Annotated in this window: 22 protein-coding genes, 1 tRNA gene and 1 pseudogene; 12 read left to right on the plus strand and 12 right to left on the minus strand. The window is 62.0% G+C overall.

Features of this window, described 5'->3' with window-relative positions; translation table 11 throughout:
* Nucleotides 1-515 precede the first annotated feature (515 nt).
* The 3 genes from QQK95_RS15880 to QQK95_RS15890 all read right to left on the minus strand — a co-directional run bounded on the left by QQK95_RS15880 (nt 516) and on the right by QQK95_RS15890 (nt 4,204).
* Entirely contained in the window at nt 516-1,592 is a 1,077-nt protein-coding gene (locus QQK95_RS15880) for a histidine kinase dimerization/phosphoacceptor domain -containing protein (RefSeq protein ID WP_284274254.1), read from the minus strand.
* Between the two features lie 87 nt (nt 1,593-1,679).
* A complete protein-coding gene (locus QQK95_RS15885) occupies nt 1,680-2,720 on the minus strand; it encodes a sensor histidine kinase (RefSeq protein WP_284274255.1) in 1,041 nt (346 codons plus the stop codon).
* Complete coding sequence (locus QQK95_RS15890) at nt 2,717-4,204, minus strand: ATPase domain-containing protein (protein WP_284274916.1); 1,488 nt, start codon at nt 4,202-4,204, stop codon at nt 2,717-2,719. The genes QQK95_RS15885 and QQK95_RS15890 overlap by 4 nt, the downstream gene beginning before the upstream one ends.
* 214 nt (nt 4,205-4,418) lie before the next feature.
* Between QQK95_RS15890 and QQK95_RS15895 the strand changes: the two genes are divergently transcribed.
* The 4 genes and pseudogenes from QQK95_RS15895 to QQK95_RS15910 form a co-directional block, all read left to right on the plus strand.
* Nucleotides 4,419-5,132 (plus strand): phosphatase PAP2 family protein, encoded by a 714-nt coding sequence (locus QQK95_RS15895; RefSeq protein ID WP_284274256.1) that lies wholly within the window; start codon nt 4,419-4,421, stop codon nt 5,130-5,132.
* Nucleotides 5,093-6,055, plus strand: a complete 963-nt coding sequence (locus tag QQK95_RS15900; protein WP_284274258.1) for a diacylglycerol/lipid kinase family protein — start codon at nt 5,093-5,095, stop codon at nt 6,053-6,055. The genes QQK95_RS15895 and QQK95_RS15900 overlap by 40 nt, the downstream gene beginning before the upstream one ends.
* A gap of 15 nt (nt 6,056-6,070) precedes the next feature.
* On the plus strand, nt 6,071-6,880 hold the full coding sequence (locus QQK95_RS15905; protein WP_284274260.1) for a metallophosphoesterase family protein: 810 nt from the start codon (nt 6,071-6,073) through the stop codon (nt 6,878-6,880).
* A gap of 508 nt (nt 6,881-7,388) precedes the next feature.
* Nucleotides 7,389-7,580: pseudogene (locus tag QQK95_RS15910) on the plus strand (Hsp20 family protein); the annotation flags it as partial.
* Between the two features lie 236 nt (nt 7,581-7,816).
* Here the strand turns inward: QQK95_RS15910 and QQK95_RS15915 are convergent.
* Nucleotides 7,817-8,038: a hypothetical protein gene (locus QQK95_RS15915; RefSeq protein ID WP_284274262.1), complete on the minus strand. Its 222-nt coding sequence runs from the start codon at nt 8,036-8,038 to the stop codon at nt 7,817-7,819.
* Between the two features lie 1,249 nt (nt 8,039-9,287).
* Nucleotides 9,288-9,363, minus strand: a tRNA-Ile gene (locus QQK95_RS15920).
* Nucleotides 9,364-9,497: 134 nt separating this feature from the next.
* Between QQK95_RS15920 and QQK95_RS15925 the strand changes: the two genes are divergently transcribed.
* Entirely contained in the window at nt 9,498-10,211 is a 714-nt protein-coding gene (locus tag QQK95_RS15925) for an SIMPL domain-containing protein (protein ID WP_284274263.1), read from the plus strand.
* A 227-nt stretch (nt 10,212-10,438) separates the two neighbouring features.
* Here QQK95_RS15925 and QQK95_RS15930 read toward each other — a convergent pair whose 3' ends face one another.
* Together QQK95_RS15930 and QQK95_RS15935 are read right to left on the minus strand one after the other, a co-directional pair.
* On the minus strand, nt 10,439-10,822 hold the full coding sequence (locus tag QQK95_RS15930) for a hypothetical protein (RefSeq protein WP_284274265.1): 384 nt from the start codon (nt 10,820-10,822) through the stop codon (nt 10,439-10,441).
* 204 nt (nt 10,823-11,026) lie between these two features.
* A complete protein-coding gene (locus QQK95_RS15935) occupies nt 11,027-11,473 on the minus strand; it encodes a YcgN family cysteine cluster protein (protein WP_284274267.1) in 447 nt (148 codons plus the stop codon).
* A gap of 198 nt (nt 11,474-11,671) precedes the next feature.
* Between QQK95_RS15935 and QQK95_RS15940 the strand changes: the two genes are divergently transcribed.
* Together QQK95_RS15940 and QQK95_RS15945 are read left to right on the plus strand one after the other, a co-directional pair.
* Nucleotides 11,672-13,894, plus strand: coding sequence for an OmpA family protein (locus QQK95_RS15940; RefSeq protein ID WP_284274269.1), 2,223 nt, complete (start codon nt 11,672-11,674; stop codon nt 13,892-13,894).
* 319 nt (nt 13,895-14,213) lie between these two features.
* Nucleotides 14,214-14,732, plus strand: coding sequence for a TIGR00645 family protein (locus QQK95_RS15945; protein WP_284274272.1), 519 nt, complete (start codon nt 14,214-14,216; stop codon nt 14,730-14,732).
* Between the two features lie 98 nt (nt 14,733-14,830).
* Here the strand turns inward: QQK95_RS15945 and QQK95_RS15950 are convergent, their stop codons facing one another.
* On the minus strand, nt 14,831-15,697 hold the full coding sequence (locus tag QQK95_RS15950) for an SDR family oxidoreductase (protein WP_284274274.1): 867 nt from the start codon (nt 15,695-15,697) through the stop codon (nt 14,831-14,833).
* 99 nt (nt 15,698-15,796) lie between these two features.
* On the opposite strand from QQK95_RS15950, the gene QQK95_RS15955 reads away from it, so the two are divergent.
* Both QQK95_RS15955 and QQK95_RS15960 read left to right on the plus strand, forming a co-directional pair.
* Nucleotides 15,797-16,012 (plus strand): hypothetical protein, encoded by a 216-nt coding sequence (locus QQK95_RS15955; protein WP_284274276.1) that lies wholly within the window; start codon nt 15,797-15,799, stop codon nt 16,010-16,012.
* On the plus strand, nt 16,009-16,197 hold the full coding sequence (locus tag QQK95_RS15960; protein WP_284274278.1) for a type II toxin-antitoxin system VapC family toxin: 189 nt from the start codon (nt 16,009-16,011) through the stop codon (nt 16,195-16,197). The genes QQK95_RS15955 and QQK95_RS15960 overlap by 4 nt, the downstream gene beginning before the upstream one ends.
* A gap of 40 nt (nt 16,198-16,237) precedes the next feature.
* Here the strand turns inward: QQK95_RS15960 and QQK95_RS15965 are convergent, their stop codons facing one another.
* Entirely contained in the window at nt 16,238-16,873 is a 636-nt protein-coding gene (locus QQK95_RS15965; protein WP_284274280.1) for a helix-turn-helix transcriptional regulator, read from the minus strand.
* Between the two features lie 8 nt (nt 16,874-16,881).
* Complete coding sequence (locus tag QQK95_RS15970; RefSeq protein ID WP_284274284.1) at nt 16,882-17,754, minus strand: S1C family serine protease; 873 nt, start codon at nt 17,752-17,754, stop codon at nt 16,882-16,884.
* A 168-nt stretch (nt 17,755-17,922) separates the two neighbouring features.
* Between QQK95_RS15970 and QQK95_RS15975 the strand changes: the two genes are divergently transcribed.
* On the plus strand, nt 17,923-18,873 hold the full coding sequence (locus QQK95_RS15975) for a S1C family serine protease (RefSeq protein ID WP_284274286.1): 951 nt from the start codon (nt 17,923-17,925) through the stop codon (nt 18,871-18,873).
* A 2-nt stretch (nt 18,874-18,875) separates the two neighbouring features.
* Here the strand turns inward: QQK95_RS15975 and QQK95_RS15980 are convergent, their stop codons facing one another.
* Nucleotides 18,876-19,301 (minus strand): VOC family protein, encoded by a 426-nt coding sequence (locus QQK95_RS15980; RefSeq protein WP_284274288.1) that lies wholly within the window; start codon nt 19,299-19,301, stop codon nt 18,876-18,878.
* 66 nt (nt 19,302-19,367) lie between these two features.
* Between QQK95_RS15980 and QQK95_RS15985 the strand changes: the two genes are divergently transcribed.
* Entirely contained in the window at nt 19,368-19,973 is a 606-nt protein-coding gene (locus tag QQK95_RS15985) for a TetR/AcrR family transcriptional regulator (RefSeq protein ID WP_284274291.1), read from the plus strand.
* 63 nt (nt 19,974-20,036) lie between these two features.
* On the opposite strand, the gene QQK95_RS15990 is transcribed toward QQK95_RS15985, so the two are convergent.
* On the minus strand, nt 20,037-21,005 hold the full coding sequence (locus tag QQK95_RS15990; RefSeq protein WP_284274294.1) for a LysR family transcriptional regulator: 969 nt from the start codon (nt 21,003-21,005) through the stop codon (nt 20,037-20,039).
* A 107-nt stretch (nt 21,006-21,112) separates the two neighbouring features.
* Between QQK95_RS15990 and QQK95_RS15995 the strand changes: the two genes are divergently transcribed.
* Nucleotides 21,113-21,745, plus strand: a complete 633-nt coding sequence (locus QQK95_RS15995) for an FMN-dependent NADH-azoreductase (RefSeq protein WP_284274296.1) — start codon at nt 21,113-21,115, stop codon at nt 21,743-21,745.
* The last annotated feature ends 87 nt before the right edge of the window (nt 21,746-21,832 follow it).

A 21,832-nucleotide genomic window follows, 5' to 3' on the forward strand; every position in this document is an offset into this window, starting at 1 on the left:
TCGGAATGACTGGCCGGCTTCAAATCGGAATCGATGGCCGGCTTCGTCGGAATACGCACTTGTAGGCGAGATCCCCAAGGATCTTACGGGGCATTCAGCGCAAGAGATAGCAAAGGTGGTTGCCGCCGCTTAGAGCAATTCCAGGAAAAGTGTGAGCGGTTTTCCGTCAGGAATTGCGTCAAAACAAAGAGTTAGAGCGGTTCGCCGTTTCCATGAAACGGTGAAACGCTCTAGTTCTCCGGGGGCCTCCGGCATTTATGCAACCGACATGCATTTGAGAGTGCGCGGGGATGTCTCGCCATACCCGCGCCCAAGCTAAACCAACAGGATGCTGCGGAGCGATCATATTGACGTCGGGACCGTGCAGACGCTCTACCATTCCGCGTGGACCGGGGGGCGGAAGGCCCAGGCTTACGGCGCGACCTTCGGCTGGACGAGCCGTCATCGAAATGGGCTTGCACGGTCGGCGTCCCTTTGGACATCGACCAGCCACTCGGACCCCAGCATAGACATCGTCAGCTCGACGCCGCCGATCGCTTGAAAACAATGGTAACCTTGGTCCCTTCAGTGGCGCTGGATTTAACTTCGAATTGCGCTTTGGCGTTCTCGGTCAAAGAGCGCGCGATGAGAGCACCGAGCTTGCCGGGCTTCGGCCATGTCTCGCCCTCCGGCAAACCAATTCCATCATCGGCGATAGTGATGCGGCATCCGTCGCCATCGACCACGCTGTGAAGCGTTATCGTGCCGCCTTCTCGTCCCTTGAAGGCGTGTTTGAGCGCATTGGTCAGCAGTTCATTCACAACCAGCCCCGTTGGCATCGCAACATTGATCGAGACGGGATAGGTATCCACCTTCATGTCCAGGCGTATGCCTTCGACGGCATGTGAAGCCATTACCGCGGATGCTATCTGGCTGAGGTAGATGCCGAGATCGATCTCATCGCTCTGCTCGTCATTCGACAGTGCCTGGTAGAGTATCGCAAGAGCGTCGACGCGCCCGGCCAACCTCTCGAACCGTTTCTGATCGGGCTCCGCTGCGTTGCGGGTCTCCAGCCGGATGAGTGCGGTGATCATCTGGAGATTGTTTTTTACCCTGTGCTGCAGTTCCCGCAGCAAGGTGTCCTTCTCCCGAACACGCTCCTCGACCGTGGGCGCCTCCTCAGCGTGAAAGGATACGTCCACCAAGGCAACCAGCCGGAAACAATTCTTGCCGTCGTCGTCCACTATCAAATTTGAGTAGGCGTCGACGACTGCTGGTCCGTCGGCGCCGCGCTCCAGGCGGAAAGTACCCACGAAATCAGTTTCATTGACAACGCACTCGGCCAGCGCCTTGTCCTTCTGCTCACGGACTCCGGTCCCCGAAAGCGCTGTCCAGTTTTTCCGTGCCAGACTGGCAGACTTCAGGCCTGAGAGTTTTTCGAATTCAGGATTTGCATAGACGACGCGCTCCGTCTCGATCAGGTCTGAAACGGCGATCGCGATAGGTACTTGGTCTAGAAATTTCTTGAATTGTTCGCTCTCCAGCGCGGTGGCAAGGTCGGGCGTCTCGAGCAGCTGCTCGACCGCCTCTGGCTTCCCTGTATCCGATGTCATTTTACGCCTACGCCGTAAGGAAAGGTCACCAGTATCAGCGATGGGGCAGATAGGCCACCACCGAAGCGGGGGCTCCACCTGCAGAGGTCAATAGGCCGGGACCAGCCTCGTGTCGCGTAGCGGCAAGGCCATTGCGAACCGAAGGCCGTCAGGATGATAGTTTAACTCAACCTCGGCGTGGCACTGCACCGCGACAACTTTCTCCAGCAGAGTCGTGCCAAAACCGCGCCGCCTTGGTTGCTCCACCTTCGGTCCGCCCTTTTCAAGCCAATTCAGATTGAGGGTTCGTTCGTTGTCCGAATTGTTCACCGACCACCTGACTTCGAGACGGCCGTGAGGGCGGGACAGCGCGCCATATTTCGATGAGTTGGACGCAAGTTCATGAAAGGCCATCCCGATCGGGATCGCGATATCGGCGACAAGCGCGACGTCTGGCCCTTCGAGCATCACACGCGACTTGTCGGTCGTATCGTAGTGGCGCAGTTCCGATTCCAGCAGCTTGTGCAACGAAGCCATCTGCCAATAGTCATCGGTCAGCATCGAATGCGTGTCGGCGAGAGAGACGATCCTGGCGGAGAAATCGCGCACGAAATCATCCACGCTGCCACTCGATCTGGCAGTTGCCCCCATCATCGCCCGGACATTTGCCAACGTGTTTTTGACGCGATGATGCAGCTCCCTGATCAGCAGTTTCTGCCGGTCCGCGACCTCTTGCTTCTGTTCAATGTATGACTTGACCTCGAGCTGACGGGCGCGGGCACGCAGGGCCGAGCGCACAGAATTTGCCAGGCTCGACGCCAGGAATGGTCTCTCGAGAACGATCAGATAGCGGTCCAGAAAGGCGAGGCGTTTGTCGATCTCCGTTCCCCGCATCGTCAGCAACACGATCGGAAAATCGGACCACGCCGGTTGATGGTTGAGCCAGGATGCAAACTGATTTCGATCAGAGCTGATCAAGGCTTCTTCGGTAACCAAAAAGCACTGGGCCTGGTCCAACAGCGGAACTGCTTCGTCGAGCGTCGCGCAGATGTGGGACTTGATGCCGTTTTCCGTGAGGATTGCCGACGCGACCTTCGCGTCGCGCCCGACTGGTGCCAATACGAGCACACTGCTGTCTGAGGGCATCATGATGCCTTGTCTTGCAACAGGTTGCCTTGCTTACCCTCGTAGGTTGGCACGCCAGTCAGTATCCCCCGGAACTCCTCCAATGGTTCACCGACGGACAGTCCGGTTGCGCTTATCTTGAATTCGCGAATGGTGTCCTCATGCGGCCCGACGCGTTTCTTGACCACGGAAATAGCCCGTCTCAGACGGCCGCCGCTTTCGAAGAAGCGCAGGAGCATTACGGAATCGCAGAGATAGGTCATGTCGACGGAGGCTGACATCTGCCCTATCAGCCCATGATTGGCCAACAGCAGGATCGTCACAACGCCCTTTTGATTGAGATATGTCAGGATCTCGTGCATCTGCAGCACAAGATGCTGCTCCTCCGACATGGCATTGAGATACCCAGTCAGGCTGTCGATGACGACGATCCTTGCATTCGAGCGCTCCACAGCAGACTGGATGCGCGACGACAATTCACCAGGCGACAATTCTGCAGGATCCACCTGTTCCAGCAGCAAGCTTCCATTGTCGGCGAATGGCCCCAGATCCATGCCGAGGCCAGACGCGCGCGCCAGGAAAATCCGCTTGGTTTCATCAAACAAAAGCACCAGCACATGTTCGCCGCGCTTGAGAGCCGCATGGCAATAGCTGCATGCGATGGTCGACTTGCCGACACCAGAAGGTCCCATCAGGAGAGTGCTGGTGCCGCGGTCCAGCCCGCCACCCACGAGCGTGTCGACAGATCCATTACCGGTTGCCGGCGTTCCATGCTCGGCCATCTCGTGTTCGGAGGCAACCAAGCGCGGAAACACCATCACGCCGCCCGGTCGAATGACGAAGTCGTGGAAGCCGCCGCGAATTTGAACGCCGCGCATTTTGATGATGCGCAGCCGCCGGCGCTCTCCGCCATAGATCGGCGAAAGCTGTTCCATCCGGATGACGCCATGACTGATCGAATGCAGGTTTAGATCGTCATGTTCAGCGGTGAGATCGTCAAGCAGAAGCACCGTCGCATTGTTGAGCAGGAAAAAGCTTTTCAAAGCCAGGACCTGCCGCCGATAGCGTAACGAGCCCTGCGACAAGAGGCGAATTTCCGAAAGGGAATCGAACACCACGCGATCCGGCTTCATGCGCTCGATCTCGGCGAGCGCGGACTGCACGGTCTCACCGAGCTCAAGATCGGACGAATGAACCAGAGTCTGTAACTGCGATGGGTCGAGGCTCAACTCCGGTGGCACCAGCTCGAGGATTTCGATCCCGTCAAGAGAAAATCCATGCCGTTGCGCGACCGAGTGCAGTTCACGCTTGCTCTCGGACAGCGTTATATAGAGGCATTTCTCGCCATCCGCCGCACCTTTGATCAGAAACTGCAGACCAAGTGTGGTCTTACCTGAACCAGGCCTGCCCTCTACAAGATGTGACCGGAATTTTGCGTATCCGCCTCGCAGGACATAGTCGAGGCCTTCCACGCCAGATGATATTGGTGAAGCGTCGTCTTGATCCACGTTGCCCCGCTCGCTTTTCTTGAACACCTCAACGGATAGAATTTTCAATGGTTCCCCTCTTGAAGAAGTGAGGGTCTCACGGCCATTCCAACGACGTCGTGTTGTCGGGGCTGTCGCGAAGCGCCGCCGCAGATTTCTGCCGTCAGACCGCAGTGATGGCTGAGGGAACCTCGTACTCGCGAGGCCGTTGTGCCTCACCAATGAGGTCCGGCGCTTGAGCGAACCAGTCCCAGATATCGAGCGCCGGCCCTTCGGGTGTTCTCCGCAAGGCAAGAACAGGCTCATTGTGGGGATGCTCGTTGCATGCCTCGTTCTCGGCTTCGGAGTGCTCGCCGAGGAGGTCCGGGAAGGCGATACGACCAAATTTGATCTGGCGATCATGTCGACCCTTCGTGGAGCCGATCAGGCCTACCCGATCGGTCCGCCATGGCTTCAGGAAGCGGCCAGAGATGTGACCTCGATCGGCAGCGTGGTGTTTCTTGGCTTCGTGTTGATGGCAGGGGTTGCCTATCTGCTTCTTGTCCACAAGCGGGCTCTGGCCATTTGGATGGCAGTGGCGGTGGCCGGCGGGGAACTGCTTGGCACGATCCTCAAGCTAAGCTTCAACCGGCCCAGGCCGGAGATTCCTCATGTCACGCGGGTGTTCACTGCAAGCTTCCCGAGTGGCCATGCTATGCTTTCGGCGATCACGTTCCTGACCGTGGGCGCCCTCCTTTCACACGCAAGTCAGGATCTGCGCCTCAAAGTGTATTTCATGACCCTCGCCGTGTTTCTGACGGTGGCCGTTGGCATTAGCCGGGTCTATCTCGCGGTCCACTATCCCACGGATGTCTTGGCCGGCTGGTGCATTGGTTCAGGCTGGGCCATCCTGTGTTGGATAGTCGCTTTATGGTTTCAGGAAAGGCCGAAGCGGGGGCCAAAAACTTGAAGGTTGTGGCGCTCATCAACAAAAGTGCCGGCGCCGTAGCGCGCAAGGGCGACATCGATAGAGCCGTGCGGGATGGGTTCGCCGCACGTGGCGTCGAGGCCGATGTGCGACTGGTGGAAGGGCGAGAGATTGGAGAGCTCTCTCAGCGCTTCGTTGCCGAAAACAAGTCGAGGTCCGGTCATGGATCGATATTGGTGGTGGGCGGTGGCGACGGCACTCTAGGCAGCGCGGCCTCGGCGCTGGCGGGGACGGATGTGGTGCTTGGCGTCCTTCCGCTCGGCACATTGAACCACTTTGCCAAGGATTTGGGTGTGCCGCTCGACCTGACGGCGGCGATCGATACAATCGCGACCGGCAAGCCTGTCACAGTCGATGTCGCCGAGGTCAACGGCCGAGTCTTTCTCAACAATTCATCGATTGGGATCTATCCGTTCTTTGTTGCAAAGCGTTCAACCGAACAGCGCCGCCGCGGGTTCGGCAAGCTTGCCGCCATCGGACCCGCCCTCATGAGAACGTTGAGATCCGCCTCGTGGCAGGCTGTCCACGTCGCAGCCCAGGGCACCCGCGAAAGACTGCGGACGCCTTGTGTGTTTGTTGGCAACAATTTCTACGACATCGCCGATCTTGGCCACCGCGCCAGCCTCACGTCAAAAGAACTGTGCGTCTATGTCGTCAAGCAGCAGTCCTGGTTTGGACTGGCACTGCTTCCGTTCAAGATCGCGTTCGGCATGATCGACTCCGCCCGAGATCTGGAAATCTATCGGGCTGGTTCACTTCAAATCACATCGCATCGACGCGCCATGCTGGTTTCTCTGGACGGCGAAGCCGTCAGCATGGACACGCCCCTGAATTTTCAGATTCGGCCAGCAGCCCTGAAGGTCCTCCTACCTGCCAAAAAAGCCAGAACCGGCGACCGTAGCTGAAAGCGGAGAACTTCAGTGAAAACCCTGGTCCACCTTTCGGATTTGCACTTTGGAAAGACAGAGAGCCGACTTGTGGACGCGATTGCGACGGAGGTTCTTGCGGTCGACTCTGATTTGCTCGTCGTGTCAGGAGATCTGACGCAGCGTGCCCGGAAAGAGGAATTCCTGCAGGCGCGGGCCTTCCTTGATTCCCTCCCTGGCCCCCGCATCGTGGTGCCGGGCAATCACGACGTGCCGCTCTGGAATGTCTTCGCGCGCGCCATGACGCCTCTGTCGCGTTACAGGCGCTACATCGAGGCGGACACCGACCCGTTCTATGCCGACGGCGAAATCGCTGTGGTCGGGATCAACACGGCACGATCCCTGACAATAAAGGACGGCAGGATCAACGTCCGCCAGCTCGAGGCGGCGACGGAAAAATTTGCACATATGTCCGATGACGTTACCCGGATAGTGGTCACGCATCATCCTTTCGAAGGGCTGAACCTGGAAAACGACGACGGCATCGTGGGCCGGGCCGATCTGGCAATGGACGCCTTCTCGCGCAGCGGCGTAGACATCATATTGTCTGGGCACCAGCATCTTCACCGCGCTGGTTCGAGCGCACGGCGCTACCTTATCGACGGCTATGCGGCACTGCTTGTTCAAGCGGGAACGGCGGTTTCGTCGCGGGTACGCCAAGCTGCAAATTCGTTTAACATCATTCGCGTCGAGCACCCGAGGATCTCAATCGAATGTCGGGCATGGCAGTCTTCGCAGCCCGGGTTCGAAACCTCAGCCAGTTATTCCTTTCGGCAAGGACCACGCGGGTGGGAACCTGCTTGAATGGCGGTTAGACACGGGCGCCCCTCACCCTAGATGATGCACCCTTTCAGCCGCCGCGCCGGCGCCGAGAGGTTTGCTAGACATTTCCCATAGTTTTGCGAGGTGTCACTCGATGCCGCTGAACAAGCTTTGTGCCACCCAATGCGACTTCGACTGCTGCTGTATACCGGTCCTCGACGGCCCTTCGGCCATTGATTCAAGAATACCAGCGCCTCCCGCGCCGAGTTGCTGTCGTGTGTCAAGTCATTGGTTTTAACCTGCACGGGGGCAAGGAAAGCCAGACTGCGCTTGCCACCAGCCATTCGAAGGCGGTCGCGAAACTGCTTTAGCGATCGCTCTTGACGCAGGGGAAATCGATTCCCAACTCATCTTTGTCGGTCGCCATGCAAGGGGCCGGCGTGTCAGGGAGCGCCAGGCTTCTTGGCGTTCCCTCGTGTCTATGTTGCTCCAAGGAGGATGTAGCTATGAGAACGAACCTGGACTTTTCTCCCTTCTATCGGTCGAGCATCTGAGGTCGTTCGCGCGCCAATTCGAACTGGCCGATCATGTGACCATTGTCGGGGCAAAGCTCGAAAACGGTCTGCTGACTATCGACCTCAAGAAGGAAATTCCCGAGGAGATGAAGCCGCGCCGCATCGCGATCAATGTCGAGACCGACAAGAAGGCGGCGTCCAAGCGCATTGAAAGCGCGGCGGCCTGATCTTTGGCAGTCGGCCCGCGGCAGACCCCCGTCCTGTCGTGGGTCCTTGAGGATGCTCGCAGATTTGGACAGCCTCGCCCAGCAACGGCGTGTCGTTGGCATGACAATTCGCGAGGCCGTCGCTGCAAGTGTCTTGCCAGCTTCGAGCCCTTATTCCTGAAAGACTGCGAAGACTGGCCGACAGTGTAGGCCGCCCGTGAGAAGGTGGAGGGGGCGACCTACACTAGCCTGTCAGTTCATTTGCAAGCTGCCAGTTCCTTCAACGCCTTGTCGGCATTGGCCTTGCTTGTATACGTCTTATTGCCGGCATCGGTCAGTTTTGTGCCGTCCGGTTTTTTGGTCACCACCTCACACTTCTTGGTCGCCGCATCCTTAGCCACCCAGTACTCCGTGGCTGCAAATGCAGGGATGCTGAAAATGGCGATAAGAGCGCTGGTGATTGCGACTTTGCGGATCATTGCTAACCTCCATTCAATGCCAGCCCAAAGAGGGCAGGTTGAATTTGATCGCCAACGATTTTGGCGCCATTTTGACATCAAGACCCGACGCATCGCGCAGGCCTCGGAGGTGACACGCCTTGGGGCACCGACCGGCCTATCATGCGCTTCAACGGGGGCGTTTTTTCATCTGTCGCCCTGCCGTGCTGTAGCAGTCGCCTGCCTCGATCCGGCTGGCACTTCAACAGCAAGCACGATCGCAAGACCAGCTACTAATCCTTGGTCGGGGGCAGTTTTGGCACACAGTCAACCGCTTCGCCGCAGCGAGAGGTATCGGGCAACGATCTGAATTTTGCCTTCTCTGTCTGCCGGACCAGTTTCGCAAACAAGAGTGCGAAACATGCCATCATGACGACAATGATAATCAAGCGAATAAACGGCAAGCGTAGTCTCCGCTAGTCAAGCCTCGTTAACCGCCCCACGCTGCATCTGTCTCGGTCATCGCTTCAATGTACAGTAGGCTATGGGCAAATTCCCGACGAGTTGGGTAGCTCGTTGGGCCGGCGACGTCTTGCTTCCGATCCATATCGCAAAGATCGCCCAGGGTCCTGATCGATTTACTCCTCCCGATGGCACTGGTGACGCGTCGGCCGATGCGGCGGCGGTACGATTTGCCGCCGCAAGCGAAATCAGTGGTCAATTTCTGTAGGATGGCCTGCACCGCCAATCTTAGGCCCTGTCATCCACGGCGGCGCCGTGGGTACATCCTCGATCACACCGACCCTGCGAGCCCAAGTCGTAAATGTCTTGTGCGCCGCATCGACGGACTTTCTACCATCATATGCGGAGGGTGCACTCCAGGGATATGCCGGGAAGTTGCGCAGGCCAGTGCGGGTGTTCGCGTCGAACAACACGGTCACTTTGTTGAGACAGTTTACGGGCTGGTGATCAATGGCAACAACGGTTGACGCCATTCAAGCGGCCATTGCCGAAGCGACAGAACCAGGGTTCCGCGCCCGTCTGCTTGCGCGCGGTCAAGCCCGATCAATGATCTGGCGCGGGGGTATCCTACCAGCTGATGCGCCTGCATTCTTGCCGCAATTCACCTACGATCTACAGTCATACGGATACGCCCTGCTCGGCCACGGTCCAGGGGAAGGATCGAGTCGTGCGTCTCGTGACGCGCAAGCCGATGCTTGGCGAACCTGTTGGCGAACCTCGTGGCGAACCGCCCTCTAAAGCATTGATAGAGATTGATAGAGAATGACAATGGTGGGCCCGGAGGGACTCGAACCCCCAACCAAGCGGTTATGAGCCGCCGGCTCTAACCATTGAGCTACAGGCCCCACGCGGGCTGGATTAATGTTTTTCGCTTTCCGGCACAAGGCTTTCCCGACGGGCTTTCGCGGATCGCCCAAATCAACCCATAATTGCGCCCTACGCGACCCGTGCGACTGGATCGCAGACCAAGGAGATTTTCATGACCAGATATCTTTTGCCCCTCGCGCTCGCCGCTGCAATCGCTTTTCCGGCGATGGCTGGAGCCGCCGATTCGCCGACGCCCGCCCGCATCGTTGTTTCGGGTGAAGGCGAAGCGACCATCCCTCCCGATCTGGCGTTGCTGTCGCTCAGCGTGATGCGCGAAGCCAAGACGGCGCGGGCGGCACTTGATGCCAACAACGACGCCATGGCCGCCGTGATCGCGGCGATGAAGGCGGCGGGCATCAAGGATCGCGACCTGCAGACCGCGGGCATCCAGATCAACCCGCGCTACAACTACACCAACAAGCCCGATGGCAGCCAGGAGGCCGAACTCGTCGCCTACCAGGTGACCAATACGCTTGCGGTGCGCGTGCGCGACATCGACAAGACGGGCGAGATCCTCGACAAGGCCGTGTCGCTCGGCGTCAACCAGGGTGGCGGTATCTCCTTCACCAACGACAATCCGGCGGCAACCATCGACGCTGCCCGCAAGAAAGCGGTGGCCAACGCGATCGCCAAGGCCAAGACGCTTGCCGAAGCCGCCGGCGTCAGCATCGGCCGGGTGCTGGAGATCTCCGACCAGAACATCGCGCCGCCGCCGATGGCGATCAACGCCAAGGCCTTCGATGCCGCCGCGGGTGCGGCGGTGCCGACGCAGGCCGGCGAGAACGCCTACAATGTTCAAGTAACCGTCACGTTCGAGCTGAAATAGGCAGTTCGGATGCGTGGTCGGGCCCTGCCCGGCCACGCCAACGGCAAATGCCACGCATGAAAAACCCCGCGGGATTGCTCCCGCGGGGTTTTTCCGAGCCGCACCCGCCCGATGGGACAGGGGCTCCGCTAGTCCAGACCGACCTTCGCAGAAGGTCGTGTCTCCAGACAGGACCCCTCAGAGGTCATGTCTCCTGGCTAACCCTCGCACAGGGTTATGCCGCAGCCTCAGCGATAGATGACCGGGCAACCGCGTTCGTTGGCGAACACGATCACGACGCGGTCGCCATCCTGGCGGCCCATGACCTTGACCACGCGGCGGTTGACGTCGACGATGCGGGCTCGATAGAGGCCCATGCGCTCCGCCTTGTCGAGGGCGCGATCCGGCGAGCAGCCGCGGCGCCAGCCGTCGCGACGCCAGTCGTCACCGCGCCAGTCACGGCGCTCATCGCGGCGATGCCGATAGCCGTCGTCGCCGGCGTAGACCCCGAAGCGGGGATCCTGGTTGTTGCCGAAGCCGAGATAGAGGCTGTCGGCATGGGCAGGAACGGCCATCAGCGCGCCGAGGCCGACCAGGGCCGAGAGGGCTGCCGTTTTCACCGTGTTGAACATGGTCTTCTCTCCTTGTTGCGGGCTGGTGCCCGTCCTCTTGAAAGCGATGATGGGAGAATGCGCCAGCGCGCCTGAACTGTTTACGAACCCGGCGTTCATCTGCGGTTCATGTGGCGGGAAAAGGAAATCTTCGCCAGGTTTCGGACAATGAGCGCCCAAACCCTCTTGCTCGTGTTCCTTGTTCGGACCCGTGGGGAGCGGATCTCAAGGCTCGTCGTCGAGCATATAGTCGAAATAATCTTCAGGCTCGGCCAGATCTGTTTCGCTCGCCTTGACCCGGCCACGCATCGACATACCGGCCTCGTGCACGGTTTCGGCACTGCCCGACACCAGCCTGTGCCACCAATAGAGGTCTCGGCCCTCGGCCACCAGCCGATAGGCGCAGGTGCTTGGCAACCAGCTGATCGTGCGCACATTCTGCGGCGTCAGCCCGACGCAATCGGGAACGCGCGCCAGCCGGTTGGCATAGTCTGAACAGCGGCAGGTCTGGGCGTCGAACAGCCGGCAACCGACACTGGTCCAGTAGATCTCGCCGGTGTCCTCGTCCTCGAGCTTCGACAGGCAGCATTTGCCGCAGCCATCGCACAGCGATTCCCACTCGGCCGGGCTCATCGCCTCCAGCGTCTTCGTTTTCCAGAACGGCGTTTCCATTTTGGGGATGTGGCCCCAGCCGTCGCCAACGTCAAGCGCGACAACGGTTGAAATGCGGCCGCAACCCGGCCGAATGACACGAAGTTGCCTTCAAAAGGCCGGCCAATCGCCCTGTACGACATCTATCCCGACCAAACTGGAACCAATCGGGCCAAGATCGGTTTCGGCAAGGATGGGACCCCACAAGGAGAGTTTTCGATGAAACGCCAACCACGGATTCTGGCAGGCACCGCACTTGGCCTGCTGATGGCATCCGCGCCGTTGGGCGCGTTCCCGCTTCAGGGAAGTGCCGCGTTCAGCGCCATGCAAGGCGGTGGAACGCCACTGATCCTGGCACAGGACGCACCTACCGGCGACGCACAGCCTACCGACCAGGAGCAGCCGCGCAAGAAGAAGCGCGATCAGCAGGCCCAACAGGCGCCAGCAGAGCAGGCAGCCCCCGCCGCCGAACAGCCTGCTCCAGCGGCCGAGGATCAACAGCCGCGCAAGAAGAAGCACGAGCAACAGCAACAGGCCGAGCAGGCGCCGGCCGCGCAGGCGGCACCCGCCGAAGAGCAGCAGCCGCGCAAGAAGAAGCGCGACCAGCAGCAGCAGACCGAGCAGGCGCCGGCCGCGCAGGCGGCGCCCGCCGAAGAGCAGCAGCCGCGCAAGAAGAAGCGCGACCAGCAGCAGCAGACCGAGCAGGCGCCGGCCGAGCAGGCGGCGCCCGCCGAAGAGCAACAGCCGCGCAAGAAGAAGCGCGATCAGCAGCAACAGACCGAGCAGGCGCCGGCCGAACAGGCTCCGGCTGGTGAGACACAGCCCGCCAACGACAACCAGCCCGTCAAGCCCGGCAAGAAACACAAGCAGGACCAGCAGAAGGAAGCGCCTGCTGCCCCGGCAGTGACGCCGGAAGCCGCGCCCACGCCGAAGGAAGCTCCGGCCGGCGAAGCAACGACGCCGAAGGTTGAACCGGCACCTGCCGGCGGACAGCCCGCGACCCAGGGCGAACAGCCCCAGGACAAGACAAAGAAGCACGGCAAGAAGCCGGTGGGCGAACAGCCCGCCAATGGCGAGCAGCCGGCGACAGGCGAACAGCGGCAGACGGGAAAGCAGCCCGCGACAGGTGAACAGCCGCAGACGGGTAAGCAGCCCGCGACGGGCGAGCAACCGGCCAATGGCGTGAAGCCGGCAACCGGTGAACAGCCTGCCAATGGCAACACGGCCGCGCCTGCCCAGGGCGAAAATCCGGTGCAGGGCGAAGCGCCTGCCGACAAGAACGCTGCGCCCATCCTCGACAGCCAGAAGGATGCCCAGCGCAAGGGCGGCGGCCGCAAGCATGGCGACCAGAACGGCCAGCAGAATGGCGAACAGCAGAATGGTGGCCAGAACGCCCAGCAAGGCGGAGACCAGGGCCAGAAGCCGGTGGCCGCTCCTGTCGACCAGGGTCCGCCTCCAACCGACGACAAGGCAGCCCAGCAGGAGATCAAGCCTGAAAAGCTGGTCCCCGTAACGGAAGAGAAGGGCAAGCGCCTCGACCGGGCGCCGGACGAGAACATCCGCGACCGCCGTCGTCCCAAGGGCGTCGACGTGCTCAAGGAGATCGGTGACCGCGTCATCATCCAGCTCGGCGGCCAGACAATCGTCCAGAGCAATGAGGGCTCGCGCATGAATCGCGGCGCCAAGGACGTCTACTACGAGGATCTGTCGCAGGGCCGTACACGCGAGACGGTCCAGCGCGACAATGGCGTCCAGATCGTCACCATCCGCAACCGGTACGGCGATGTCATCCAGCGTTCGCGCATCACGCCGGATGGGCGCGAATATGTGCTGAGCTATGTCGACGAGCGGAACTATCAGGACGAGGGCGACTGGCGCGATCCCGGCGACGACCTGCCGCCGATGCGGCTGACCATCCCACGTCGTGATTACATCCTGGATTCGGAGGATGTACAGAGTCCCGACGACTACTACACCTTCCTCGACCAGCCGCCGGTGGAGAGGGTCCAGCGCCTCTATTCGATCGACGAGGTCAAGCGTTCGGCCCGCGTGCGCGACATCGCACGCCGCGTCGACCTCGACACGCTGAACTTCGAATTCGGCTCCTCCTCGATTTCCGACACCGAGGTGCAGAAGCTCGAGGGCGTCGCCAGCGCCATGGAGAAACTGCTGAAGAAGAACCCGGCCGAGACCTTCCTGATCGAGGGCCACACCGACGCCGTCGGCACGCCGGAGGCGAACCTTGCCCTGTCGGACCGCCGCGCCGAAGCGGTCGCCGAAGCGCTGACCAATGCCTTCGGCATCCCGCCGGAGAACCTGACGACGCAGGGCTATGGCGAGGAGTATCTGAAGGTCAACACCTCGGCGCCCAACCGCGAGAACCGGCGTGTCGCCATCCGCCGCATCACCTCGTTGGTGGCACCGGTCGCCAGCAACAATTAGGTCATGATTTCAAAACCATGACCTGGTTTGCGGACTCAAGGCGAGAAGCACCCATCCCCGGCTCGATCGGGGATGGGAAAGGTTCGCATCCCGGCCCCGGGCTCAAGACGATTTGTGCCGGCATTGGAACCGGCTCATTGAATCACAGGCTTGCTGACTCCAGATTCAGGGCTGGGCATTCCCTGCCCCGTCCCGACTCCAGCGGGACGCATTGAGCCCCGCCGGCCCTCTCCGGCGGGGTTTTTTGCCATCTTGCAAAAAGCGTCGGCCTGGCCGAAACACGGCCTGACCACCGACCAGGGAACAACCGGAAACACTCATGAAGCGCCTCGAACTCGCCATCGAATCGATCATCCTCGCCTCGCGCTGGCTGCTGGTCGCCTTCTATATCGGGCTTGGCCTGGCGCTGGCCGTCTATGCGCTGTCCTTCGGCAAGAAGCTCTACGAGTTCATCACCACGGTGTTCATGCTCGGCGACACCGACACCATCCTGAAGATGCTCGGCCTGATCGATGCCGCCCTGGTCGCCTCGCTGGTGGTGATGGTCATCATCTCGGGCTACGAGAACTTCGCCAGCCGCTTCGACGACCAGGACGGCGGCGGCGTGCACTGGCTGGGCACGATCGATGTCGGATCGCTGAAGGTCAAGGTCGCATCGACCATCGTCGCCATCTCCTCCATCCACCTCTTGCAGGTCTTTCTCAACTCATCCTCCTATTCGACCGACCAGCTGATGTGGCTGACCATCATCCACCTCGCCTTCGTCGTCTCGGCGCTGATGCTGGCCTATATCGACCGGCTGATGGGCCTGAGCAAAGGCAAGAAGGACGAGGCGTAAAGCAGCGAAAAGCGCTCCGCACGACGAACGAAAGCCAATTGCCTGGCTTTTTTCGAGCGATGAACGCCGGCGGGCGGATGAGGGCAGCGCCGGCGGCGTCAGTAGATGCTCTTGATCTTGCTGTCGGTCCGCGCAAACACCTCGTCCGGCACAAAGAAATCGCCAGCCAGCGGTCCGGTCGCACCGGGCGCATAGATCGAAAAATCGCTGACACCCTCGGCGCGCAGCACCTCTTCGTCGATGTAGAAATTGCCTGATGCCTCGCGCGAGGGCCGCATGAAGATGGCATGCGCGGCATCGGCCATGATGTCGGGCGACCGGCTCATCGCCGCGACCGTCGCGCCGCCGAGCAGGTTGCGCACCGCCGCCGTGTCGATGGTCGAGATCGGCCAGAGCGAATTGACCGCGATGCCGTCCTTGGCGAACTCGGCGCTCATCCCCAGCGTGCACATCGACATGCCGAACTTGGCCATGGTGTAGGCGACATGGTTCTTGAACCACTTGGCCTTCATGTCGAGCGGCGGCGCCAGATTCAGGATGTGAGGATTGTCGGCTAACTTCAGGTGCGGAATGCACATTCTGGAGACCAGGAAGGTGCCGCGCGTGTTGATCTGGTGCATCAGGTCGTAGCGCTTCATGTCGGTCTCCAGCGTGCCGGTGAGCTGGATGGCGCTGGCATTGTTGACGCAGATATCGATGCCGCCGAATTTCTCCACCGTCTTTGCAACCGCCTCGGCCACCTGCGCCTCCTCGCGGATGTCGCACAGCACAGGCAGCGCCTTGCCGCCGGCCTGCTCGATCTCCTGCGCCGCACTGTAGATCGTGCCCGGCAGTTTCGGATGTGGCTCGGCGGTCTTGGCCGCGATCGTCACATTGGCGCCGTCACGCGCCGCGCGCAGCGCGATCGCCAGCCCGATCCCGCGCGACCCTCCGGAGATGAACAGCGTCTTTCCCTTGAGCGACATTTTTCCTCCGCATGCGTTGTCTTGTTTGCGCGATCCTTGCCCGGGCCGCAACGGGATACAAGAGCTTGCGGTGGGAGGCCATGGTGACGCTGCGGAGACTTGTCGATCGACAGCACGCGGTACCTATTGGATTCACCGGAGAGCCTTGAGCGCGAGGTCGCGCGCGAACGGCTGGTGCCGCGCGAAGAAAGCACGGATCTGTTGCAGCGGTTGATGGCGATTGCCGACAGCGCCGGGAAAATCCCCAAACGAGAAAATGCCATGACCGATGACGAAATCCTCGGTTATGACGAGCTCGGAATCCCGACGAAATGATCATCGATTCCTCGGCCTTGATCGCCATTCTGCGTCTCGAGCCGGGCTACGAACGTCTCGCGCTCGCGATCACGCAAGCCAGGAGGCGGCTGCTGGCGGCACCGACCTTTCTTGAAACGACCATGGGGCTCGCGGGCGACCGGCAAGACGAAATCCTGGATGCCGCTGCTGTTCAAGGGCGATGACTTCCGGCTGACCGACATCGAAGCGGCGGTGTGAGCAATATCAGACCAGCACCAGCCCCTGCCGCATCGCAATGGCGATGGCATCGGTGCGGTTGGCGGCGCCCAGCTTGATCAGGATCGCGGCGACGTGGAATTTCGCCGTGTGCACGGAAATGTTGAGCCGCCGCGCGATCACCTTGTTGGGCGCGCCTTCGGCCAGCAGTGCCAGCACTTCGGCCTCGCGCGGCGACAGCGCTGGCCGGGCCGCATGCTCGTCCAGGACGTCGTCCTCGAACGGCTCGCCTTCGCCGGCACGGAAATCCTCGTGGTGCCCGCTTCTGTCCTCCCCCGTGACGCGATAGCCGGCCGCCGCCAGCCGCGCCGCCGCGGCGATCAGCAGGTCGTCCGCACCCGTGGGCATAACGGCAAACACCTCGCCGGTGGGCCGCTCGCTGCCGGTGCGTCCTGACAACAGCACGCGCGGCATGGAGGCCGGCACGGCACTCCCGCTCCTGTCGTCGACGATCGCGACATCAGCCCTGCCGCCGCCCGCCACCACCGGCAGCAGGTCGTCGCTGGCGGCAAAAGTGGCGGCCAGGCGCTCGGCGCGCGCGGCATCGCCAAGCGCGATCAGCACCACCAGCCGCCGCGAAGCGGCAGCGTCACTCACGATCCGGTCGCCGGCAAGCGTTTCCATCAATCCTCTCAGCTCAGCGGCTTTTCGCCGATGGTCAATGTCACGTCGCGCTGCTCGCCGCCACGCACCACGCCAAGCGTCACGGAAGCGCCGGCGCTGTCGGGCCCGAGCCTGCGGATCAGGTCGCGCGGGCCATGCATGGCCTCGCCGTTCCACGCCACGATGATATCGCCCAGCGACAGGCCGGCGGCCTTGGCCGGACCGGCGTCGTCGAGGCTCATCACCATCGCGCCATGGGCATCACGGTCGCGCACCGGATGCAGGCCGGCGCCGAGATAGCCGCGCGCCACATGGCCCTTTTCGCGCAATGTCGCCACCGCCCGCTCGATCGTCTCATAGGGCATGACCAGCGCACGGCCGCGCGGCCCGAACAACAGCATGCCGATCAGCGCACCCTTGGCGTCCAGCACCGGACCGCCCTCGAAGCGCCCGCCGGCGCCGACGGCCAGATGGATGCGACGGTCGATCGTGCCGCCGCGCATCGAGCGCCAGGCCGGGCCGACTTCGCCGACCGAGCCCGATACCGCCAGCGCCGAGCCCTGGCTGTTGCCGATGGCGATGGCGATGTTGCCCGGCCGAACGGCATCGGCCCTGGCAAGGACAGGCGCGCCGGCCGCATCCGCGGGTTTCAGCAGGGCGACGCCCGTCGAAGGATCGCGGCCGATGAGTTCAGCCTTCACCGTCCCGCCCGAAGCCAGCGTCAGTTCGATCTCCTCGCCGGCCTCGACAGCCTCCTCGGCGGTGACGAAATAGCCGTCGCTCCAGTGGAAGGCGCTTGCCGTGCGGTGGTGATGGGTAGCGAAGCTCGCCAATGCGGGCGTCGCCTTGGCGGCAAGGTCTGCAACGGCTTGCGAAAACGCATTCAGATTGAAATCACTCATGGATGTCTCCTGGGGTTCGTCATGTCCCAGATATCGCCCGACGGCGCCCCTGGAGGTACTCGCCTGACGGCTAGTTGGCGGTTTGACTGGCCATCTGGTCAGGTCGCGGCCGTTCCGGCCGCTCCGCACATATAGTCACGATCAAGCGTGAAAACACGGAGCCCATCCATGGCACTCGCCGCGGCCGAATTCCAATCTGACGAGACGTTGCTCGACGCCTATTCGACGACGGTGGCCGATGCGGTCGACCGCATCGGCCCGGCCGTCTGCCGCATCGAGCGCATTGGCGGCCAGGGCGGCCATGGTTCCGGCTTCGTCATTGCGCCGGACGGGCTGGTCGTCACCAATTTCCATGTCGTTGGCGATGCCAGGACGGTGCGCGTGTCGATGCCGGACGGCGCCTCCAGCGAGGGCCGCGTGCTCGGCCGCGATCCCGACACCGATATCGCGCTGGTGCGCGCCGATGGCAGCTTCACCGACGTGGCGCCGCTCGGCGATTCCAAGCGGCTGCGGCGCGGCCAGATCGCCATTGCCATCGGCAATCCGCTCGGCTTCGAATGGACGGTCACATCGGGCGTCGTCTCGGCGCTCGGCCGCTCGATGCGCGCTTCGACCGGTCGGCTGATCGACGACGTCATCCAGACCGATGCGGCGCTCAATCCCGGCAATTCCGGCGGACCGCTGGTGTCGTCGGCCGGCGAGGTCATCGGCGTCAACACCGCCATGATCCACGGCGCGCAAGGCATTGCCTTCGCGGTCGCCTCCAACACCGCCAATTTCGTCATTTCGGAGATCATCCGCTTCGGCCGCGTCCGGCGCGCCTTCATCGGCATCTCGGCCGACACCACCAATCTGCCGCGCCGCGCGGCGCTGTTGTCGCAAGTGTCGACCAGCACGGCCGTGCGACTGCGCAGCGTCGAAAAGAACTGCCCGGCGGCCAAGGCCGGCCTCAAGGAGGGCGACATCATAGCGGCCATCGACGGACGCCCGGTCACCGGCGTCGACGACCTCGTGCGCATGCTCGACGCCGAACGCATCGGCCGCGAGACGCTGTGCACGGTGGTGCGCCGCACAGGCGTGAGCCAGGTGACGGTGACGCCGGTGGCAAGGGCGAGCTGAGACTAAACCCCCGCCGCGCCCTCGGCATATTGCGCCAGAAATTCCTCGCTGGGCGGGATCGGCTTGATGACATCGATCAGCACGCCGTTGGGGTCCCTGGTGATGAAATGGCGCTGGCCGAAGGGCTCGTCGCGCAGCGTTCGCAGGATCGGCAGGCCGGCGGCGAGAACCCGCTCATGGACCGCGTCGGGGTCGCGGACCTCGAAATTGATCAACAGGCCTGACGTGCGCCCTCGCCCCTCTTCCGGGATCGTCTCGTGGTCGCCCTGGACGATGCCGAGGTTGACGCGTTTGTTGTCCGCCGATTGCAGGTGCACATACCAGTCGCTTTCGAACAGCGGACGGAAGCCGAAATGCTCGACATAGAAGGCCGCCGTCCCGGCGACATCGCCGGTCATCAGCACAGGGTAATAGCTCGTGGTCTTCATCTTTCTTTCTCCTTGGACATAACATACAGTCTGTATGCAAATCGAATTAACATACAGGCTGCATGTATGCAACAGGAATCCGCGCGCCGTTCCAATCGCGACCGCACCGAGGCGACGCGCGCCGATTTGATCGCGGCGGCGCGAAAGCTGTTCACGGAAAAATCCTATGCCGAGACCGGCACGCCGGAGATCGTCACCGCGGCCGGCGTGACGCGCGGCGCACTCTACCACCACTTCGCCGACAAGCAGGCGCTGTTCGCCGCCGTGGTCGAGCAGGAAGCGCAGGCGGTGGCGCAAGAGATCGACCGCGCTTCGCCACCTTCGCTCGAAGCCCGCGATGCGCTGATCGCCGGCTCCGAGGCCTATCTTGCCGCCATGCGCGCGCCCGGCCGCACGCGGCTGTTGCTGCTCGACGGCCCTGCCGTGCTCGGCCGCGCCGCCATGGATGCGATCGACAACCGCCACGGCAACCGCTCACTGCGTGAGGGCCTGGTCGCGGCGATGCGGACCAACACGATGGCGAGATTGCCGGTGGATGCGCTGACCGCGCTGCTTGCCTCCGCCTTCGACCGCGCGGCGCTGGCCATCGAGGCCGGCGCTTCGGCGCAGGATTATCGCGTCGTGCTCATGGCGCTGATTGACGGATTGTCTCCGGCTCGTCCCAGCGCATGACCCCGAACCAAAGGTGCGCATCGGTAAAATCGGAATCGATTTTCGCTAGGCATCATGCGCAAATCAAAGTTCTACAGCGTCCTTTGCGCGTTCCCCAGGGACGCGCGGCGCTGCAGGCACCTCGCCCGGCTTGAACTCGTTGAAGCAGCCGAGTTCGCTTTTGAACCGTTCGATCAGCCAGGCGGCGGCCGGCTTCGGGCTTCGGTCATTGCGGTGCATGGCAAACAGTGGCGAACTGACTTCCTCGTAGGGTTCGAGATCAAGTTCCACCAGGCGGCCAGTGGCCAGGTCGTCGGCTATCAGCCAGCGCGGCAACCCACCCCAACCCAGCCCCTCGCGCATCAGCGTGTGCTTGGTGCGCATGTCCGAAAGCCGCCAGGTGCGGTAGGCAAAGACGCCATAGTCGCGCCCCTTGGTGCGTTCGGACTGATCGATGACGACGAGTTGCGTGTGCTCGCGCACATCCTCGATCTTCACCGGCTTCGGCAGCAGCGCCAGGGGATGGCCGGGGGCCGCCGCCGGCACCATCGACATGAAGCCGATGCGCACGAGATGGACGTCGACCTCGCCCAGCAGGCCGCCAATGCCGAGATCCGCCTGTCCATTGACGACGTGGTCCGGGATCAATCCAAGCGAGCCGATATGCAGGCGCAGCATCACGGTCGGAAACTGCGTCTCGAACGCCTTCAGCACCCGCACCAGCACCGGCGAAGGCAATGTCGCATCGACCGACAGCGCCACTTCGGCCTCCAGTCCGTGATGATGGCCATCGACGCGCGAACGCATACGCTGCAGCACGCCGATCATGCGCCTTGCATCCTCCAGCATCGATCGGCCGATTTCGGTCAGGTGCGGCTCGCGCGTGCCCTCGCGTTCGAACAGCTTTAGCCCCAACTGCGCCTCGAGATTGGCGATGCCATAGCTGATGACGGATTGCGCCCGGTTGAGCTTGCGACCGGCGGCCGAAAAACTCCCGCTATCGGCGACGGCAACGAATATCTGAAGCTGGTCGAGTGTCGGATTGGGCTGCATCGATGTATCTATTTTGTGGATGGATCGTATATAAAATATACCAGTTTATCTGATGGATAGATACCCCATATGTAGCGGGACAATTCATTCCACTGGAGAGACCCGCTATGTCCATTCTTCTCGTTACCTCGAGCCCGCGCGGCGCTGCCTCGCACTCGACCCGCATTGCTACTGAATTCGCCGAAAAGCTCGTCGCCGCCGATCCGTCGAACACGCTTGTCGTGCGCGACCTCGTCGCCAACCCGCTGCCGCATATCGATGCCGACTATTCGACCGGCATCTACACACCGGTTGAAGCGCGCACGCCGCGCCAGGCTGAAGTCGTCGGCGTCTCCGACGTCGTGCTCGACGAGTTGTTCGCCGCTGACACGGTGATCCTCGCCACCGGCTTCATCAACTTCAACATCTCCTCGACGCTGAAGTCCTGGGTCGACCACATCGCCCGCTCCGGCCGCAGCTTTGCCTATGGCGAGAACGGCCCCAAGGGCCTCGTCACCGGCAAGAAGGTCTATATCGTGCTGGCTTCGGGCGGCATCTATTCGGAAGGCGCGGCCGTGCAGTTCGATCACGCCATTCCCTATCTGCGCGGCGTGCTCGGCTTCCTCGGCATGACCGACGTCGACGTCATCCGCATCGAAGGTGTCGGCATGGGCCCTGACGCGGTTACCGCGGCGCTCGCCAAGGCGACCGCCAAGGTCGACGCGGTGGTGGCCAGCCAGCAGGCAGCTGCTGCCGCGTAAGGCGCCTCGCTCATCCACCCGAATTAAAAAGGCAGGCGCCTCGGCGCCTGCCTCTTTGTTTGGCAAGTGGCGCAACAGCTTGCGTAT

Source organism: Mesorhizobium huakuii (assembly GCF_030160235.1).
In the GTDB taxonomy this organism is placed as follows: Bacteria; Pseudomonadota; Alphaproteobacteria; order Rhizobiales; family Rhizobiaceae; genus Mesorhizobium; species Mesorhizobium huakuii.

Bases quoted from the DNA above. Each gene is read 5' to 3' on its own strand.
- QQK95_RS15900 (WP_284274258.1), top strand. From the start codon at position 5,093: ATGGTTTCAGGAAAGGCCGAAGCGGGGGCCAAAAACTTGAAGGTTGTG.
- QQK95_RS15925 (WP_284274263.1), top strand. From the start codon at position 9,498: ATGACCAGATATCTTTTGCCCCTCGCGCTCGCCGCTGCAATCGCTTTT.
- QQK95_RS15970 (WP_284274284.1), bottom strand. From the start codon at position 17,754: ATGAGTGATTTCAATCTGAATGCGTTTTCGCAAGCCGTTGCAGACCTT.
- QQK95_RS15945 (WP_284274272.1), top strand. From the start codon at position 14,214: ATGAAGCGCCTCGAACTCGCCATCGAATCGATCATCCTCGCCTCGCGC.
- QQK95_RS15880 (WP_284274254.1), bottom strand. From the start codon at position 1,592: ATGACATCGGATACAGGGAAGCCAGAGGCGGTCGAGCAGCTGCTCGAG.
- QQK95_RS15975 (WP_284274286.1), top strand. From the start codon at position 17,923: ATGGCACTCGCCGCGGCCGAATTCCAATCTGACGAGACGTTGCTCGAC.
- QQK95_RS15930 (WP_284274265.1), bottom strand. From the start codon at position 10,822: ATGTTCAACACGGTGAAAACGGCAGCCCTCTCGGCCCTGGTCGGCCTC.
- QQK95_RS15995 (WP_284274296.1), top strand. From the start codon at position 21,113: ATGTCCATTCTTCTCGTTACCTCGAGCCCGCGCGGCGCTGCCTCGCAC.
- QQK95_RS15985 (WP_284274291.1), top strand. From the start codon at position 19,368: ATGCAACAGGAATCCGCGCGCCGTTCCAATCGCGACCGCACCGAGGCG.
- QQK95_RS15935 (WP_284274267.1), bottom strand. From the start codon at position 11,473: ATGGAAACGCCGTTCTGGAAAACGAAGACGCTGGAGGCGATGAGCCCG.
- QQK95_RS15980 (WP_284274288.1), bottom strand. From the start codon at position 19,301: ATGAAGACCACGAGCTATTACCCTGTGCTGATGACCGGCGATGTCGCC.
- QQK95_RS15950 (WP_284274274.1), bottom strand. From the start codon at position 15,697: ATGTCGCTCAAGGGAAAGACGCTGTTCATCTCCGGAGGGTCGCGCGGG.
- QQK95_RS15915 (WP_284274262.1), bottom strand. From the start codon at position 8,038: ATGATCCGCAAAGTCGCAATCACCAGCGCTCTTATCGCCATTTTCAGC.
- QQK95_RS15990 (WP_284274294.1), bottom strand. From the start codon at position 21,005: ATGCAGCCCAATCCGACACTCGACCAGCTTCAGATATTCGTTGCCGTC.
- QQK95_RS15885 (WP_284274255.1), bottom strand. From the start codon at position 2,720: ATGATGCCCTCAGACAGCAGTGTGCTCGTATTGGCACCAGTCGGGCGC.
- QQK95_RS15965 (WP_284274280.1), bottom strand. From the start codon at position 16,873: ATGGAAACGCTTGCCGGCGACCGGATCGTGAGTGACGCTGCCGCTTCG.
- QQK95_RS15960 (WP_284274278.1), top strand. From the start codon at position 16,009: ATGATCATCGATTCCTCGGCCTTGATCGCCATTCTGCGTCTCGAGCCG.
- QQK95_RS15940 (WP_284274269.1), top strand. From the start codon at position 11,672: ATGAAACGCCAACCACGGATTCTGGCAGGCACCGCACTTGGCCTGCTG.